Origin of the sequence: Bifidobacterium adolescentis ATCC 15703 (genome assembly GCF_000010425.1) — a bacterium.
GTDB classification, from domain to species: domain Bacteria; phylum Actinomycetota; class Actinomycetes; order Actinomycetales; family Bifidobacteriaceae; genus Bifidobacterium; species Bifidobacterium adolescentis.
Window position 1 is genome coordinate 914,033 of record NC_008618.1, and the last position, 16,207, is coordinate 930,239.

Consider the following 16,207-nt stretch of genomic DNA (forward strand, 5'->3'; position numbering starts at 1 on the left):
ATGGATATCGTCGTTGCGATCACACTGTTCGTCCTCGCGCTGCTCATCGGCGTCGAGGTCATCGGCAAGGTGCCCGCCACCCTGCACACCCCGCTGATGTCGGGCGCCAACTCCATCCACGGCATCGTCATCGCGGGCGTCGTCATCGTCGCCGCGCACGCCACCAGTCCGCTCGCCTGGGTGTTCATCTTCCTGGCCGCCGTGCTGGGCACGATGAACGTCGTCGGCGGCTACGTCGTCACCGACCGCATGCTGGAGATGTTCAAGTCCGACAAGGGCAAGAAGAAGGAAGAGGAGGCCAAGTAAATGGGTACCCTGGCCGAAATGCTGAGCACGCCGCTCGGCGTCATCGAATGGTTCGTCTACCTGCTGGCCGCAGTGATGTTCGTCATCGGCCTGCACCTGATGAACTCCCCGAAGACCGCCCGCAAGGGCAACATGGTCTCCGCCATCGGCATGGTGTTCGCCGTGGCCATGGCCTTCATCGTGCTGTTCGCCGGTGAGATCTCCAACGGTTTCAAACACTCCGTCGCCGTCGTGGTGCTGATCGTCGGCATCGTCATCGGCGCCGTGGCGGGCGTGGTCTCCGCCAAGAAGGTCAAGATGACCGACATGCCGCAGCTTGTCTCCGTGTTCAACACCGTAGGCGGTGGCGCGGCTGCGCTTGTTGCTCTGAACGACATTCTGACCTCCGCCGAAACTCCGTCCATTGTGGTGCTCATCACTGCTGGACTGGGCATTATGATCGGCTCCGTCACCTTCTCCGGCTCGCTGATCGCAGCCGGCAAGCTGCAGGGCATCAAGTGGGTCAAGAAGCTGAGCCTGCCGGGCAAGGGCTTCTGGAACATCCTGTTCGTCGTGCTCACCATCGTGTCCTTCGTGATGCTGTGCGTGCAGCCGAACCAGCGTCTGCTCTGGTCGATCCTGACCACCGTGTTCGCCCTGTGCTACGGCCTCGTGTTCGTCATCCCGATCGGCGGCGCTGATATGCCGGTCGTCATCTCCGTGTTGAACGCCTGCACCGGCACCGCAGTGGCCATGTCCGGTCTGGCCATCAACAACATCGCCCTGATCGTGGCCGGCGCGCTCGTCGGTGCGGCGGGCGTGACCCTGTCCATCGCCATGTCCAAGGCCATGAACCGTCCGCTGCTGTCCGTCCTTGCCGGCGGCTTTGGCGGATCCAACGCCGCTGCCGGCGCTGGTGAAGGTCCTGAAGGCACCATGAAGGAAACCTCCGCCGACGATCTGGCCGTCCAGCTCGTCTACGCAGAGAAGGTCATCTTCGTGCCGGGCTTCGGTCTGGCCCAGGCCCAGGCCCAGCGTGAGCTCGCTGACCTTGGCACCCTGCTCAAGGACCACGGCGTCGAAGTCTCCTACGCCATCCATCCGGTGGCAGGCCGTATGCCTGGCCATATGAACGTGCTGCTCGCCGAGGCCAACGTCCCGTATGAGGAGCTCGTCGACCTGGATGACATCAATCCGCAGTTCCCGCAGGCCAACGTGGCTCTGGTGGTCGGCGCCAACGACGTGACCAATCCGGCCGCCCGCAAGCCGGGCACCCCGGTTTCCGGCATGCCGATTCTCGACGTCGACAAGGCGCAGAACGTGGTGGTCATGAAGCGTGGCCGTGGCACCGGTTATGCCGGCATCCAGAACGAGCTGTACTTCGAAGACAACACGCAGATGCTGTTTGGTGACGCCAAGGCGAGTCTGCAGGCCGTCATCGCAGCGGTCAAGGAACTCATCAACTGACGGACCGGCTCGTCGCCTACGCGAAGATCAGGCCCTTCCTCTTTTTGGAGGAAGGGCCTTTTGTTATTGCGCAAGTTGTCCACAGACAGGTATGGGGGTGTGGATAGGTGGAAATTGTCCACTTATTCACTTTTTTCAAAGGATTGTGACGGAGAGGTGGACGGATATGCGACAGTAGGTGCATCTCTACGACGAAGGAGTTGCATATGACAGTTGCCGTGGCCACGCCATTCAATATGGACGAACAGGCTTTCCTGCAAACGATGGATCGGCTGATCGAGCGCTTCGACCGGTACAGCTCGGGGCGTTGTTTCGCGGACCTTGATCGGATACGTCTCGAACACGATATGGAAGGTCCGCTTTCCCTGTTCGATGACGTGGTGCACGAGCTTGCGGATGACTTGTTCGGCGGCACGTCATGGCCGGTGAACCTCGACATGGATATGATCATATTGGATCGGTTCCAAATAGGCTATGATGCCGAATTCCTGACCGGATGCCGCAATGTGGTTCGTAAATACGGCATGAGCGCATGGCTGTATGAAATGATTAATGATGCTTCCGTCGCGGTGGCGACGCATCGGCCGAGCAACAGGATGCCGTTCCAGCTTGGTCTGTTCGATACACGTGAGGTGTTCCGAAGGAAAAAGACCAAGGGGAAGAAGAGCGGAGGCGGAAGGAGGAAACGGCTCGAATGCATGATGGAATACCTGCGACAGACCTACCGTCTGGCCGCATACACTCTGTTGCGATGGGGAGGGGGCGAGCCTAGGGCCGCTGATGCGGCGCTGATGGTTCTCGCTTATGGGGGATTGGGTATGTGTATGCTCCGCGATGATCCGAAAGTGGTCGAATTGGGATGTGATCCCGATTTCCGATACAGGCATGTATGCGCCCAGTTGCAGGATATGCGGATCAAGGCGGATCTGGAATATGCCTGTTCTGTGGATCTGAGCGTCACCAGCTCATTGGAATATCCGGCTTGCCTCGATGCCAGATATCTGTATGACGCCGAACACATTGTGGAGGCATATCGGAATCTGTGGGATGAGAACACTAAGCCCGTCGCCCAACTACTGGCCGAGATCGAGGACAATGGCGTATATGAAGTGGAGGATATATGGAAAGACCCGCTCTATCTGCATGACCTTGCCATCTCCCTTATGGGGCCGTCGGCTTCGGGTCTTCTCCAGGAAGGCTTCAGACTGCGTGATCGAACCATGTTCGAGAATGGTGTCAAAGAACTTGACAGCCAGGCACGCAATGTGAGGAAGGCTGGTCTGCTGCTTACCCTTGCCGGATATATCTTTTTCGCCGAACCGGAGGATCGCATGGATGCGATGCTCGCTTCGCACAAGGATCGCAAACGCATGTTGGACAACTATGAAAAGCTTGGCGAAATGGCCGCGACCATCGCCTTGTACCGTCTTCCTCGGGATCGCGAATCGCTTCGGGCAGTGCGGGCCCTGCTCATGCATGAGACGGGCGTGTACGCGGACAAGATGGGAGAGCTCATGGGTCTCGCCGACGAGCCGGACGGGGAAGACGAAGCCACCGCTCCGGTCATGGGGTGAAAGACGGTTTTCCGCATATTGGACATGACAATGCTTTGGGATTGACTCTACAACCATTGTAAGGTTTAGCCTTCCTGCTGGAAGACATAGGCCGAAACGGGAGGATAAGAGACAACCCATGGGAAAGAACCTGACAACGGGAAGCGTGTTCAGAACGATCGTCACCTTCGCGTTGCCATATCTGCTGTCGTATTTCCTGCAGACGCTGTACGGCATGGCCGATCTGTTCATCGCCGGACAGTTCATCGGCATCGACGGCATCACCGCGGTGGCGAACGGCAGCCAGGTGCTGTACATGCTCACCGTGGTCATCGTGGGTCTTGCCATGGGCGCGACCGTCACCATCGGCCGTGCGGTCGGCGCGAACAGGCTCGACCGTGCGGCCAAGGCCATCGGCAACGTCATCACGCTGTTCGCAGGAATCGCGTTGGCGCTGACGGTCGTTCTGCTGTTGAACGTGCACAACATCATCTCGCTGATCGGCGTGCCAGTCGAAGCCGTCGAGGGAACCGCGCAGTATCTGACCATCTGCTATATCGGCATCCCGTTCATCGTCGCGTACAACATTATCAGCTCGGTGTTCCGTGGGATGGGCGATTCGAAAAGCCCCATGTATTTCATTGCGGTTGCATGCTTCTGCAACATCGTGTTCGACTACCTGTTTATGGGCTGGCTGCGTCTTGGTCCCTCGGGCGCGGCATTGGGCACCACACTGGCGCAGGCCATCAGTGTGACCGTGACATTGGTGGCGATTCGCCGCCGGCGTACGGGCATCAGACTGAAGTTCGGCGATCTTCGCCCCGATAGGGCCATGCTCCGCGGCATTCTCGGCATCGGAGTGCCGACGGCGGTTCAGGACGGCTGCATCCAGATCGCCTTCATCATCATCACGGTCATCGCCAACTACCGTGGCCTGAACGATGCGGCAGCTGTCGGCGTCGTCGAAAAGGTGATCAGCGCGTTGTTCCTGGTACCGTCGTCCATGCTGGCCACGGTATCCGCCGTCTCGGCGCAGAACATCGGTGCCGGCAGGATGGAGCGAGCGACGAAGACACTGCGATACGCCACCGCGATCACCGTCGTCTACGGCATCGTCATATCGATTGTGGTGGAACTGACGGCGGGCTCCATCGTCGGCCTGTTCACCACCGATGCGACGGTAATCCTGCTGGGAACACAGTACATCCGCAGCTACATCGTCGACAGCATCTTCGCGGGCATCCACTTCTGCTTCAGCGGCTTCTTCGCCGCATGCGGGCGCTCCTATATCGGATTCATCCACAATATCGTGGCCATCACCCTGGTCCGTGTGCCCGGGGCGTATCTGGCATCCAAGCTGTTCCCGAACACCTTGTTCCCCATGGGCGTCGCCGCACCCGCCGGATCGCTGCTTTCCGTGCTGATCTGTCTTGGCTTCTACGCGTGGCTCAAGCGTCACGGCGTAATTTCGGAGAAGGCGCGTGCATGACGGCGAGTGAGCGAAGTGGAGGGCGCGACGCTTTGCCGGGTGACGGCAGACTGTTCCGTATAGGCAAGGTTGCAGATATGTTCAATGTGTCGCTGGGCACGCTTCGGCATTATGAGCGTTGCGGCTTGCTGGAACCCGAATATATCGACCCGCGCACCGGGTACCGGTATTACGGTGCCAAGCAGTTCGAGGTGCTGAACACCATCCGGTACCTGCGTGTGCTGGATATGCCGTTGACGCAGATAGCCGAGTTCCTGCACAATCGCGACGTGCATGTCATCGAGGACAAGCTTGTTGCACAGAAAGCCCTGATCGAGCGCAAACAGCATGAGCTGGAAATGGTCCAGCGGAAGATCGACCATCGCTTGGAGCGGCTGCGGGACGCTGAGCAGTCCGAATTCGACGTGATACGTGTTGTGCGGCAACCCGCCTGCAGGATCGTCTGGATCAGGGATTCACCGAAGGTCGACTCGTATCTCGGCCTGGAATATTCGATCCGCAAGCTGGAGCAGCATCAGAAGGATTCGCTGGTCTTCCTCGGCAAGGTCGGCGTCGGCATTGACAAGGAATCGTTGGAACAGGGCGGATATGCCGATTACGGGTTGGTGTTCCTATTGCTTGACGACGAGGACGAATATGAGGGCGACACCGTGGCATTGCCGGAGACCGATTGCGTGCGCATCCGGTTCCGGGGGAGTCATGGCGATGCCCCCGACCGGTATCGCGAGCTGATATGGTACACCGCAGAGCAGGGTCTCGACATCACCGGGTTCTCACGTGAGATCGCGTTGATCGATGAAGGGTTGACATCGGATCCCGCCCAGTTCGTGACCGAGATCTGCATCCCGGTGCGCTAGCCACTTTCCGGCGACGTGTGGCGCTACTTGGCTTTCTCCTTCAGGGTCGGCGCAAGGGTGCCGGCCAGCGCGCGCTCGCCCGGCCTGGCCAATGGGCCGACCAGTTCATGCGCCGTGTACGGCTCCTCAAGATAGGCGATGTCGGATTCGCTGAGTTTTACTCCAAGTGCTTCGATGACATCATCCACGCGCTCCGTCTTCGAGCAGCCGACGATCGGTGCCGTGACGTCCTTGGCCCAATGCCAGGCGAGGGCGATCCGCGCCATCGGCACGCCGAGCCGTTCCGCGAGCCCGTGCACGCGTTCGATGATCGGCATATCCTGCGCACGTGCCTGATCGTACTTGTTGCGCATGGTGCCGTCGGTGGTGCCGCGTTTGGAATCGGAATCCCAGGACGGATGGGTCAGATGGCCGGACGCCATGGGGAGTATGGGGTGAGCGCCATGTTGTACTGACGGCTGTTCGGTGGCGTCGGCATCGATGGTCCACTGATGGAACTACGGGGAGGTCTTGCCGAAACTCATACCGCCAAGGCAGACCTTGGAAACTTGGATGCCGGACCATCCCAGTGGGGCGTAGCTCATGTCAGTCATACTGAAGCTCTTCTGCCGTTGATGTTCGGAAGGTCAGCATATCCCGTTTCGATTGGCAGAACCAATACCTCGCATGAATGGTTTGATATGCAATCGACGCATGGAACGATATACCATACTCACATTGGACATTCTTTTTCGCCGGGCGTTGAATAGGGAACGGTACAGAGCATAAATGAAAGGACGGGTCGACAATGGAAAATCCGAGCGCATTCCCGATGGGAGAACCGAACGACGGCTTCGCGCAGTACTTCGTGGGACAGAGCTACCTTGCTCCGGTGCTCGAGACTCCGCAGATTGCCATCCATAACGTGACCTTCGAGCCGGGTTGCCGCAACAACTGGCACATCCATCACAACGCGGCGCAGGTACTCATCGCGGTCGGCGGTCGCGGTTACTACCAGATCGAGGGACAGGAGCCAAAGGAGCTCAAGGCCGGGCAGGCCGTCTGCATCCCCGCGGATACGAAGCACTGGCATGGCGCCGCCCCCGGCGAATCATGCTCGCATCTAGCCTTCATGGTCCCTGCGGGCGATCCGGCATCCATGAGCAACGAATGGCTCGAGCCGGTGGATGCCGAAGCCTACGGCAAACTTGCCTGAGGTCTGTTGTTCTTATATGGAGGGCCATCCTGCAAAAGTGGGATGGCCCTTTTTGTTGTTCAGGGCGATAACGGTTTGAAGCCTTGCGGCGAGTGGCGTCATGCGAGGAAATCCGCAAGCAGATTGTACAAGTAGCTTGTGTAAGTGCTATGGCGGCCAGCTGGAGGCAATCGAAATGGATACGAAAGACGAATATTCGACATCGGATGTCGCCATGGAATTGGCGATTGCGGTCAGCAGGCTGCAAGCTCGGATGAAGCATGAGGCCGGCATCGCGGAACGGGGCATCACCGCTTCGCAGCTTGCCATGTTGAAGCGGCTGGATACCGAGGGAGAACTGTCGGTATCGACTTTGGCCGCGTACGAACACGTATCGCAACAGGCCATCACCCAGCGTCTTGAACTACTGAGGTCCACAGGGTATGTCACACAGCATGCCGATTCGAAAGATCGTCGTCGTCGACTGGTCGGCTTGACCGATGAAGGACATGCGTTCCTCGCCCACGTAACCGCTAGCCAAACAACTTGGCTGGCGCATGCCATCGAATATGCATTGGATGACGGCGAGCGCGGGGACCTCGCCGCTGCGACCACATTGATCGAACGCATCGCCGCCACGGAATCGCTGCCGACGGGAGGCGACACGCGATGAAGACGGCTGATAAGACAAGAGAAACTCCCGCGTTTCCCAAGACCTTCATCATGGCGATGATATTTGGGGTCGGTCTCAACCCTGTCAACAGCACGCTTATCTCGACGGCGCTCGCACCGATTTCACATGATTTGCGGATTGATGCCGGAAGGGCGACCCTGCTGATATCTGCGCTGTACCTGACATGTGCCATCGCGCAGCCGACGGCGGGCAAGCTTTCTGAGATCATTGGTCCTCGCTCGGTGTTCATGGCCGGTGCGGCATTGGTCATGATTGGAGGACTACTGGGTGGTTTCGCTCCGAATCTCGGCGTGCTGCTGACGTCGCGTGTGCTTATTGGTGCGGGCACATCCTGTGGCTATCCTGCTGCCATGCTGCTGGTTCGCAGACGGGCCGATCGCATGGGATTGGCGGAACCGCCTTCGTTGGTCCTTTCCATTCTCGCTATGGTGGGACTGGTGCTCATCGCTGTCGGTCCACCGTTGGGCGGCCTGTTGGTCACCTTTTTGGGATGGCGCTCCACCTTCTTCGTCAACGTGTTGGTCGGCATCATCACGATTGTGCTGGGATTGGCAAGCATCGAGCCCGATGCGAAGCATGAACATCGCATGACCGTATCCTTCTTCATCGCGCATCTCGATGTCATGGGTCTGTTGCTATTCTCCATCACAATCAGCGCGCTGCTGATTGTTCTTATGAGTTTGCCTACTTTCGACAAGGTGTCCGGTTGCGTCACTGTCATCGCTTTGTTGGCTTTTGTCGCGTGGGAGTTGCATGCGGCAACGCCTTTCGTCGATGTGCGTTCACTCGCGGCGGATAGTGTGATGACGTTGAATTTTCTGCGTGCGATGCTCACCATGCTTGGCGCTTATGTGGTCATGTACGCCTTGCCCCAGTGGCTGGAGGATGCCTGCCATATGAACGCCGGTGTTTCCGGCATGTTCATCATTCCGATGGGGGTGGTGGCGACAGTGGCTTCGTTATCCATCGCGAAGAAGCCGATAGTGCGCCTGCCGTTGATGGTGTGCTGTTCGGCGATGGTGACGGTGGGCATGTTGTTGACTTGCACGTCATCCGCTGGCATGGTCGTATTGCCGTTGACCGCCTCCGCTGTCGCGGGACTGGTGTTGGGACTCAGCATGTCGACCAGTCAGACCGTGCTATATCGCCGAGCGGCATCCGAGCATATTGGCACGTCGTCTGGTCTGCTGCGCACGTCCATCTATATCGGGTCTATCGGTGCGTCCTCATTGAGTGGCGTGTTCTTCGGTGAGACGGTCACTGATGGAGGGCTCCACGGCATTGGCATCACAGTTGCGGTTTTGGGGGTCGCCGCGCTATTGGCAACGGTTATGGATCGTACGTTGCGGTAGTCCGGGGAAGTTGTCCGCATCGTGAATGATGGTACGGATGGCCTCGCGTGCCGGATATACTGGACTGCGGTGATGGGACTCGCCTGAAGCCGTTACAGGCTTCGAACCGCAAACCCGCTGATGGTTCCTACGACATAGGGTGTGCTGTACCTTATGGCTTTCAGCGGTTGTGGCATCGCCATTCTTCCATGTCTGTCATATTGGTTCGGCACCTCGCTGGAAAGAAGATACATGGCACGACAACATATCATTCGAGTCGATCTCATATGCGTGGTGTTCCTTGGGGGATGCATCGGAACCGCATTACGCTACGCTTGTTCGGTCATTCCCGACTGCGGCGCATTCCATATCGGCACATTCGCGGCGAATATGGCCGCCTGCTTCGTATACGCGGCGCTTTCGGCATGGCTGGGAGGAACCCGCAGAATCGTGGGACGCGCGAAGGAATATGTGAACCGTGGATGTGGCATGGGCATGTGTGGAGGATTGTCCACCATGTCCACTCTCGCCCTCGAGGAATTCACTATGCTGCATGACGGCAAAGCCATGGATTGTGCGGCGTATTGTTGCACGACCTTCATCGTGGGCTGTCTGCTGGCATACGTTGGCGCGCATGTCGGGCTGCGGTTTGCCGGTACTGAGCATAACGATGGTGATCGCCATGCCATGGGCAAGGAGGCGGACTGATGAATAATGCGGTCATCGCCGTATCGGTGTGCCTGTGTGGTGGTCTCGGCGCCGCCGCAAGGTATGTTTGTGATTCCGTTATCAAAGCTTCTTGGCATAAGGCATTTCCTTTGTCGACCTTTGTGATCAACAGTATTGCCGGATTCCTGGCAGGCGTGATTGCAGGTCTGTACTCACGCCGGTTTCTGTCGGATCCCGCGCATGTGATGTTGGCGACCGGCTTCCTTGGTGGATTCTCCACATTCTCCACCATGATGAACGAATCCGTGACGTTGTTGCGCGGTGGGCGGATCACCGTGTTCGTGGGATATGTGCTGACGTCGGTGGTGGTTCCTGTGATGGCCGCGGCATTGGGATATTGCCTTGTCGTCTGAGACTGGAGCGAGGACGTTGACTCGGGGCGTCGTTTCATTGTCTCTGGGTATGGATGGTTTATGGATTACCGCGACGCGGATTGGATAGTTTTCCATGAAAACGAGGAAAAACTATTGTCTTTTCCGTGTTTCCTCGATACATTGGTGGCTGGCCGCCCATGACAATCGAAAGGACTGACCATGACGCAGCAGGGCATGTCGACCAAGTCGAGGCATCTGACCATTCCCGATCTCATCACGATAGGTGTGTTCACTGCCTTGTATTTCGTGCTGGTCGCCGTGGCCACGCTGTTCAGTTCCGTGGCTTTGATGGGATTCGGCATGATTCTTCTGCCTGCGGTCGCCGCATTGATCTGTGGTTGCGTATATATGCTCCTGGTTGCCAAGGTCGGAAAATTCGGCGCGATTAGCGTGATGGGCATCGTCGTCGGATTGTTCTTGTTCGTATCCGGACATTTCATCCTTTCCCTTGCTGCGAGCATCGTGTTTCCGGTCATCGCTGATGCCATCGCTCGCGCCGGGGACTATCGGAGCAAGACAGGTATCCTGGCGAGTTATGTCGTGTTCTGCTATGGGCTGACCGGTCCGATTCTGCCGTTGTGGTTCATGAAGGATGCCTATGTGGCCAGTCTGCAGGCCCGTGGCAAGGACTCGTCCTATATCGATGGTGTGTTCGCACATGTCAATACCGGCACGTTTTTCATTGCCATGATAGCGGTACTGGTATGTGCGTTGCTCGGAGGCTGGTTTGGGCAGCGTATGCTGAAGAAGCATTTTGCGAAGACCGGCATCATCTGATGGCCCTGGACCCAAGAACCAAACTGTACCTAGTGGCATTGGCCAACCTGTTGCTGTTCTTCCATGTCGACGTGGTTGTGGAGTCGCTTACAGTATTGCTGCTTCTTCTGCCACTGCTCGGCGCGGGACGATGGGCGGCTGCGGTACGCTTCGGTTGCATCTATGTATTGCTACTGGTGGGGACTTGGGCATCGACGCTTGACGATGGCGGCAGCTGGTTGCATATGCTTGGTTTGCTTTGTGTCGGCATCCGGATGATGATGCCTTGTCTGATTGCCGGCATATACGCATTCACCACGACTACGGCCAGTCAATTCGTGTGTGCCCTGCGGCGCATGCGCATTCCGGAGACGATTGTGATTCCATGTGTGGTGTGCATCCGGTTCTTCCCGACAATCCATGACGATTACCATCAGATTCGTGACGCGATGGCATTACGTGGCATCGCCCAGGGGACATTCGCCCTGCTCCGTCATCCGGCTCAGTCTTTGGAATACATCCTGATGCCGTTGTTGATGAACGCTACGGGGGTCGCCCAGGATTTGTCCGTAGCCGCACTGACCAAAGGAATCGGCATTCGCGGGCCTCATACATGTCATACCGAAATCCGCATGCATGGCATTGATTGGGCATGGATGGTCATCTGCACGGTTCCTCTGGCATTGGGCATTGGAGGAGCATGGTGAGTATCGGAAGTGATATCAATCGGATAGTCGCATGGACGCAACGGTGCTCATTCGCATATCATGCTGATGAAGCTGCTGAGGTCGATGCGCTGAATGACATCAGCTGTGCCATACCGCAAGGCGAGATTGCCATCTTATGTGGACAAAGCGGCTGTGGCAAAACCACGTACACACGTTTGCTCAATGGTCTGATACCTGGTTTCTATTCCGGCGATTTGCAGGGCATCCATATGACGTGCGGAATCCGCGCCGGATTGGCTCCTGTGGAAAGCTATGTGGGACAGGTGGGCAGCGTATTCCAGAATCCGAAGACGCAGTATTTCAATGCCGATTCCACCGATGAGCTGGCATTCCCCTGCGAGAATACGGGCATGTCTCCCGCGCGGATTCGGCAACGCGTGCATGATGTCGCGGAGCAGTTTCACATCAGGCATCTATTAGGTCGTAGGATCATGACGCTTTCAGGTGGCCAGAAGCAACAGCTTGCTGTCGCGGCATCGACCATGCTGGCTCCTGGACTCATCGTTATGGATGAGCCGACAAGTAATTTAGATATGGTGGCGATTCGCAGGCTGCATGACATGGTCTCCCGATTGAGAGCTGATGGAATGACCATCGTCATTGCCGAACACCGTCTTGCATGGTGCGCGGATTTAGCGGACCGTTTCATAGTGTTCGATCACGGTACGATTCTCGGTGAATATGAGGCGTCCGATTTTCTGGCGATGTCCGAACAGCGCGTCGCGGCATTAGGATTGCGCGCCCTCGATGACAGACCATACAGGCTTGCCGTGCATCGTAAACTCCAACATGGAGGCATTGCGCCCGACGAGGACAAGCGACAGGTCGTCATTGGTGTGCGCGGCCTGAGTGTAGGCCATACAAAGCGGGGACTTCTAGGCCGCAAGACACCCGTATTCGCACGTGATATTCCCGATTTCGACATTCACGAGGGTGAGATTCTTGGCCTTATGGGGTCGAACGGGGTTGGCAAAAGCACTTTGGCACGTACGCTATGCGGTCTTGCCGCTCCGTTGAACGGCATGGTGCTATTGAATGGGACGAAAGCGAGCCGCGGCGCTTTGACTCGTGCCGGATTTCTCGTCATGCAGGACGTCAATTACCAGCTCTTCTCCGATAGTGTTCGGGAAGAGGCATTACTGGGACTTGATGGGATGGATGACGCTGTGCGTGACCGATGCGATGCTGTGCTACGAGACCTCGACCTATTGGATTCCGTGCAGCGCCACCCGATGAGTTTATCCGGCGGTCAAAAGCAGAGGCTGGCTATAGCCTGCGCTTTGATGAGCGATAAGCGATTCATTGTTTTGGACGAACCGACCAGCGGACTGGACCGGTTGCATATGACCCAAGTCGGCGGACTTCTGCGAAAGCTCGCGGACCGTGGCAAAGCGGTGTTGGTCGTAACACATGATTATGAGCTTGCAGCGCTATGGTGCGACCGCATCATAGCGCTGGAAGACGAACTGCATAACGAACAGGGAGAAGAAGAGGATCGTCTGGCATGGACTTCAATGTGAACGATTGGCTGGGAGACTGGATTAGCTTCGAACATTTGATCAACAATCATGACCCGAACCTTGACCGGGCTTGGAAGGATTCGACGAAAGCCATGCGATCCAAGCCGCTGTTCGCGATCATGATGCTCGGCGATGCGCGACGCTTCTGGGCAAAAGCCTGCAAAACCTCGGGCAAGGAGTGGCGATTCCGCATTGGTGGATGGCATATCGAGCAGCCGTCCGCAGTTGGCGACGATGATGCTGTCGCAGGCTTTAACCTGACTTGGCTGGACGAAAAACGCACCCCCATCACAACACATGAATATCGGCTCGATCATGTGCACGACAAGGGGCTGGAAGGCAAACCCTGCTATGTGTTCCACGCTAGCGATGCCGGTGCCTCCGATCCCTTCGCCGTACTCATCGCGATGGAGCCCATGCCTGAACGCTCCGCGCTCAGACACGGGGGACTGCTCAGTCATCTGCATTTTCAATATGCCTCTGATGAAGGCGAACTCATCAAAGGTACTGGCAAACAAGCCACGCTCCGCCATCGCATGTGGTATCCCACCATGTGCGCCGCTGAAGGGACGTTACTTGATCAATGCAACATCGTACGTGCGCTGCATCATCTTCAAGCATGGCGGGAACTGCCTGTCCCATCATCAGACTGACTGCAGATGCCCGAAGATGGGACAATATCAGCATTGCGACGATTGTAGGTATCGTCCAGTGACGCTTTCCGGACATGCGGCGATCCGAGAAGGCGCTCCCTCGCATACTACGCGTCCGCCTGCTTCACCGCCGCCCGGTCCCATATCCACCACATAGTCCGCATTGGCAATCACGTCCAAATCATGTTCGATGACGACCACCGTCGCGCCATTCGCTACAAGTTCATCAAATACGTGCAGCAGCACGCGAACATCAAGCGGATGCAAGCCGATTGTCGGCTCATCGAACACGAATACCGCATCATGCTGTTTCCGCCCCATCTCGCTGGCCAATTTCAAACGCTGGGCCTCACCGCCCGACAGCGCGGGAGTTGGCTCGCCCAACGCAAGATAGCCCAAACCCAATTCATGCAACGTGGCAAGCTTCGTTTGGATCGGTTTGACATCTCGTAAGACAGGCATGGCATCGTCGACGGTCATTGTCATTAACTGCGGCATCGAATACGCCACTCCGTCGGTGCAGGGGAGCTTCAGCTCGGCGATTGCATCGGAATACCGCGAGCCATGGCATGCCGGGCATTCGATATCGACGTCAGGCAGGAACTGCACGTCGAGCGAAATCGATCCCGTGCCGTCGCACGTCGCGCAACGCAGCTTGCCAGTGTTATAGGAGAATGCCCCCGCTTTCAGACCGATGGTCCGCGCAGCATCTGTTTTTGCGAACGCGCGTCGAAGATCGTCATGGACGCCGCAATATGTAGCGACGGTGGAACGTATGTTCGCGCCGATAGGCGTGGCATCGATAAGATGCGCCTTGGACACACCGTCCGCCTCGAGGAGCCGCACCTGCGTCGGCTGCGGCGACCTGTCGATCCGCGACTGCAAAGCGGGCATCAACATCTCCAGTACCATCGTCGTCTTGCCGGAACCGGATACCCCTGTTACGGCGGTCAGCCGTCCACGGGGAATATCTACCGATAACGGGCCGACGGTATGCAGACGGTCGGTTTCCATATGAATTCGTCCTGCGGAGAAGATTTCATGGGCGTCAATGTTGTCACGCACACGGTCATGAACGTTGCCACCCTGGGCAAGGAACGGCGCGATGCGCGATTCGCGGGTATCAATCACCTGCGGCACCGTTCCCTGCGCAATCACCTGACCGCCCTTTGCGCCGGCACCTGGCCCCATCTCGATGAGATAATCGGTTTCGGCCAGCACCCGAGTGTCATGATCGACCACTACCACGGAATTGCCATCAGCCACCAGGTCACGCATGACACCGAGCAGTCCGTCGACATTCGCGGGATGCAACCCAATCGACGGCTCATCCAGCACATATAACACGCCTGTGGTGCGATTGCGCACGGCGCGGGCAAGCTGCACGCGTTGGCGCTCGCCGGTGGACAGTGTGGCTCCGGCGCGGTCCAAGGACAGATACCCGAGACCGAGTTCCAATAAACGCCGTGACGTATTGAGGAACGATTCACAGATGGCGCTCGCCATGGTGCGCATATGTGGTTCCAGCGATTCCGGCACGGACCCTACCCAGGAAACGAGTGCGTCCAGAGACATCGCGGTTGCCTGAGCCAGATTGATGTCTCTGATACGTGGCTGGCGGGCGCGTTCGGAAAGTCTGGTCCCTCCGCAATCGCTGCAGGGACGCTCTTTGAGGAACCTCGCAACACGTTTAAGCCCTTTTTCGTCCTTGGCTTTGGTGAGGGCGTTCTCCACGGTGTATACGGCGTTGTAGTACGTGAAGTCGAGTTCGGCGAAATCGTCGCCTTTTTTCGGCTTGTATAGGATGTGCTTCTTGATGGCTGGGCCGGCGAACACGATATCTCGTTCTTGTTCGGTGAGTTGGTTGAACGGTACGTTGGTACGTACTCCCATGGCCCCGCATACTTGCTTCATCAAATCCCACATCAACGATCCCCACGGCAGCACGGCTCCCTCGTCAATGCTTTTCGACTCATCCGGTACCAAGGCGGAACGGTCGACTTCCCTCATGATTCCGGTGCCTGAGCATGTCGGACACGCGCCCGCGGCGTTGAATGCGAGATCCTCCGCTGATGGCGGATGCATGAGTCCGCCGCAGAACGTGCAATGCATCGGAAGCTCGGCGGCAACGTTCATCGTGGGTTGGTTGCGTGCTCCGCAGTGTTCGCACACGTGCGATCCGATCCGGGAGAACAGGAGGCGCAGACTGTTGAGCAGTTCGCTCATTGTGCCGAACGTGGAACGGACTCCAGGCACTGATGGACGCTGATGCAGTGCCAATGCCGCCGGAATATGACGCACCTCGTCGACGGTTGCGCGGCTTGCCTGGGTCATACGTCTTCTTGTATAGGTCGATAGCGCTTCCAGATAGCGTCGTGATCCCTCCGCGTACAGCACGCCAAGCGCGAGGGAGCTTTTTCCTGAGCCTGAGATTCCGGCTATGCCGACCATGCTGTTGAGCGGGATGTCGATGTCGACGTCTTTCAGATTATGTACGTGGGCTCCGCGCACTTCGATACATGAGGGGAGTGGCCGAGACACTTGTGTTTCGTATGCAAAGATAGAAGGAGACGGTTTCATACCGGCAATTCTATGCT

General features: G+C 57.5%; 16 protein-coding genes and 1 riboswitch. Of the genes, 14 read left to right on the forward strand and 2 right to left on the reverse strand.

What is annotated here, in order from left to right; genetic code table 11:
- The 5 genes from BAD_RS03870 (at position 1) to BAD_RS03890 (ending at position 5,651) form a co-directional block, all read left to right on the forward strand.
- Positions 1 to 306, forward strand: coding sequence for an NAD(P) transhydrogenase subunit alpha (locus BAD_RS03870; protein WP_003809446.1), 306 nt, complete (start codon positions 1 to 3; stop codon positions 304 to 306).
- A complete protein-coding gene (locus BAD_RS03875; RefSeq protein ID WP_011743133.1) occupies positions 307 to 1,752 on the forward strand; it encodes an NAD(P)(+) transhydrogenase (Re/Si-specific) subunit beta in 1,446 nt (481 codons plus the stop codon). It abuts the gene before it with no gap.
- A gap of 206 nt (positions 1,753 to 1,958) precedes the next feature.
- Entirely contained in the window at positions 1,959 to 3,326 is a 1,368-nt protein-coding gene (locus tag BAD_RS03880) for a hypothetical protein (RefSeq protein WP_003809428.1), read from the forward strand.
- Between the two features lie 145 nt (positions 3,327 to 3,471).
- Positions 3,472 to 4,794, forward strand: a complete 1,323-nt coding sequence (locus BAD_RS03885) for an MATE family efflux transporter (RefSeq protein ID WP_231837109.1) — start codon at positions 3,472 to 3,474, stop codon at positions 4,792 to 4,794.
- Between the two features lie 77 nt (positions 4,795 to 4,871).
- Positions 4,872 to 5,651, forward strand: a complete 780-nt coding sequence (locus tag BAD_RS03890) for a MerR family transcriptional regulator (protein WP_229026954.1) — start codon at positions 4,872 to 4,874, stop codon at positions 5,649 to 5,651.
- A 23-nt stretch (positions 5,652 to 5,674) separates the two neighbouring features.
- Here BAD_RS03890 and BAD_RS03895 read toward each other — a convergent pair whose 3' ends face one another.
- Positions 5,675 to 6,073 (reverse strand): aldo/keto reductase, encoded by a 399-nt coding sequence (locus BAD_RS03895; protein ID WP_003809420.1) that lies wholly within the window; start codon positions 6,071 to 6,073, stop codon positions 5,675 to 5,677.
- Positions 6,074 to 6,438: 365 nt separating this feature from the next.
- Here BAD_RS03895 and BAD_RS03900 point away from each other — a divergent pair, with 365 nt between their 5' ends.
- From BAD_RS03900 to BAD_RS03940, 9 genes are all read left to right on the forward strand, one after another.
- Complete coding sequence (locus BAD_RS03900; RefSeq protein ID WP_011743136.1) at positions 6,439 to 6,846, forward strand: cupin domain-containing protein; 408 nt, start codon at positions 6,439 to 6,441, stop codon at positions 6,844 to 6,846.
- A gap of 175 nt (positions 6,847 to 7,021) precedes the next feature.
- Positions 7,022 to 7,498, forward strand: a complete 477-nt coding sequence (locus tag BAD_RS03905) for a MarR family winged helix-turn-helix transcriptional regulator (protein WP_003809417.1) — start codon at positions 7,022 to 7,024, stop codon at positions 7,496 to 7,498.
- Complete coding sequence (locus BAD_RS03910; RefSeq protein WP_011743138.1) at positions 7,495 to 8,871, forward strand: MFS transporter; 1,377 nt, start codon at positions 7,495 to 7,497, stop codon at positions 8,869 to 8,871. The genes BAD_RS03905 and BAD_RS03910 overlap by 4 nt, the downstream gene beginning before the upstream one ends.
- Positions 8,872 to 8,930: 59 nt before the next feature.
- Positions 8,931 to 9,008: riboswitch (Fluoride riboswitch) on the forward strand.
- Positions 9,009 to 9,102: 94 nt separating this feature from the next.
- Positions 9,103 to 9,558, forward strand: coding sequence for a FluC/FEX family fluoride channel (locus BAD_RS03915; RefSeq protein WP_041777290.1), 456 nt, complete (start codon positions 9,103 to 9,105; stop codon positions 9,556 to 9,558).
- Positions 9,558 to 9,932, forward strand: a complete 375-nt coding sequence (locus tag BAD_RS03920) for a fluoride efflux transporter FluC (protein WP_003809412.1) — start codon at positions 9,558 to 9,560, stop codon at positions 9,930 to 9,932. The genes BAD_RS03915 and BAD_RS03920 overlap by 1 nt, the downstream gene beginning before the upstream one ends.
- Before the next feature lie 180 nt (positions 9,933 to 10,112).
- Positions 10,113 to 10,730, forward strand: a complete 618-nt coding sequence (locus tag BAD_RS03925; protein ID WP_041777291.1) for an MptD family putative ECF transporter S component — start codon at positions 10,113 to 10,115, stop codon at positions 10,728 to 10,730.
- A 32-nt stretch (positions 10,731 to 10,762) separates the two neighbouring features.
- The gene (locus BAD_RS03930) at positions 10,763 to 11,416 is read left to right on the forward strand and encodes an energy-coupling factor transporter transmembrane component T (protein ID WP_230456865.1); all 654 of its coding nucleotides are present in this window, start codon (positions 10,763 to 10,765) and stop codon (positions 11,414 to 11,416) included.
- On the forward strand, positions 11,410 to 12,957 hold the full coding sequence (locus BAD_RS03935; protein WP_011743141.1) for an ABC transporter ATP-binding protein: 1,548 nt from the start codon (positions 11,410 to 11,412) through the stop codon (positions 12,955 to 12,957). Before BAD_RS03930 ends, BAD_RS03935 begins: the two co-directional genes overlap by 7 nt.
- A complete protein-coding gene (locus tag BAD_RS03940; protein WP_011743142.1) occupies positions 12,942 to 13,610 on the forward strand; it encodes a hypothetical protein in 669 nt (222 codons plus the stop codon). Before BAD_RS03935 ends, BAD_RS03940 begins: the two co-directional genes overlap by 16 nt.
- Positions 13,611 to 13,637: 27 nt before the next feature.
- Here BAD_RS03940 and BAD_RS03945 read toward each other — a convergent pair whose 3' ends face one another.
- Positions 13,638 to 16,190 (reverse strand): excinuclease ABC subunit A, encoded by a 2,553-nt coding sequence (locus BAD_RS03945; protein ID WP_011743143.1) that lies wholly within the window; start codon positions 16,188 to 16,190, stop codon positions 13,638 to 13,640.
- Positions 16,191 to 16,207: the final 17 nt, after the last annotated feature.

What these genes read in the sequence shown, in the direction of transcription:
- BAD_RS03870 (WP_003809446.1), top strand. Translation starts at nt 1, where the DNA reads ATGGATATCGTCGTTGCGATCACACTGTTCGTCCTCGCGCTGCTCATC.
- BAD_RS03920 (WP_003809412.1), top strand. Translation starts at nt 9,558, where the DNA reads ATGAATAATGCGGTCATCGCCGTATCGGTGTGCCTGTGTGGTGGTCTC.
- BAD_RS03940 (WP_011743142.1), top strand. Translation starts at nt 12,942, where the DNA reads ATGGACTTCAATGTGAACGATTGGCTGGGAGACTGGATTAGCTTCGAA.
- BAD_RS03935 (WP_011743141.1), top strand. Translation starts at nt 11,410, where the DNA reads ATGGTGAGTATCGGAAGTGATATCAATCGGATAGTCGCATGGACGCAA.
- BAD_RS03890 (WP_229026954.1), top strand. Translation starts at nt 4,872, where the DNA reads ATGTTCAATGTGTCGCTGGGCACGCTTCGGCATTATGAGCGTTGCGGC.
- BAD_RS03945 (WP_011743143.1), bottom strand. Translation starts at nt 16,190, where the DNA reads ATGAAACCGTCTCCTTCTATCTTTGCATACGAAACACAAGTGTCTCGG.
- BAD_RS03910 (WP_011743138.1), top strand. Translation starts at nt 7,495, where the DNA reads ATGAAGACGGCTGATAAGACAAGAGAAACTCCCGCGTTTCCCAAGACC.
- BAD_RS03895 (WP_003809420.1), bottom strand. Translation starts at nt 6,073, where the DNA reads ATGGCGTCCGGCCATCTGACCCATCCGTCCTGGGATTCCGATTCCAAA.
- BAD_RS03915 (WP_041777290.1), top strand. Translation starts at nt 9,103, where the DNA reads ATGGCACGACAACATATCATTCGAGTCGATCTCATATGCGTGGTGTTC.
- BAD_RS03905 (WP_003809417.1), top strand. Translation starts at nt 7,022, where the DNA reads ATGGATACGAAAGACGAATATTCGACATCGGATGTCGCCATGGAATTG.
- BAD_RS03875 (WP_011743133.1), top strand. Translation starts at nt 307, where the DNA reads ATGGGTACCCTGGCCGAAATGCTGAGCACGCCGCTCGGCGTCATCGAA.
- BAD_RS03880 (WP_003809428.1), top strand. Translation starts at nt 1,959, where the DNA reads ATGACAGTTGCCGTGGCCACGCCATTCAATATGGACGAACAGGCTTTC.
- BAD_RS03900 (WP_011743136.1), top strand. Translation starts at nt 6,439, where the DNA reads ATGGAAAATCCGAGCGCATTCCCGATGGGAGAACCGAACGACGGCTTC.
- BAD_RS03925 (WP_041777291.1), top strand. Translation starts at nt 10,113, where the DNA reads ATGACGCAGCAGGGCATGTCGACCAAGTCGAGGCATCTGACCATTCCC.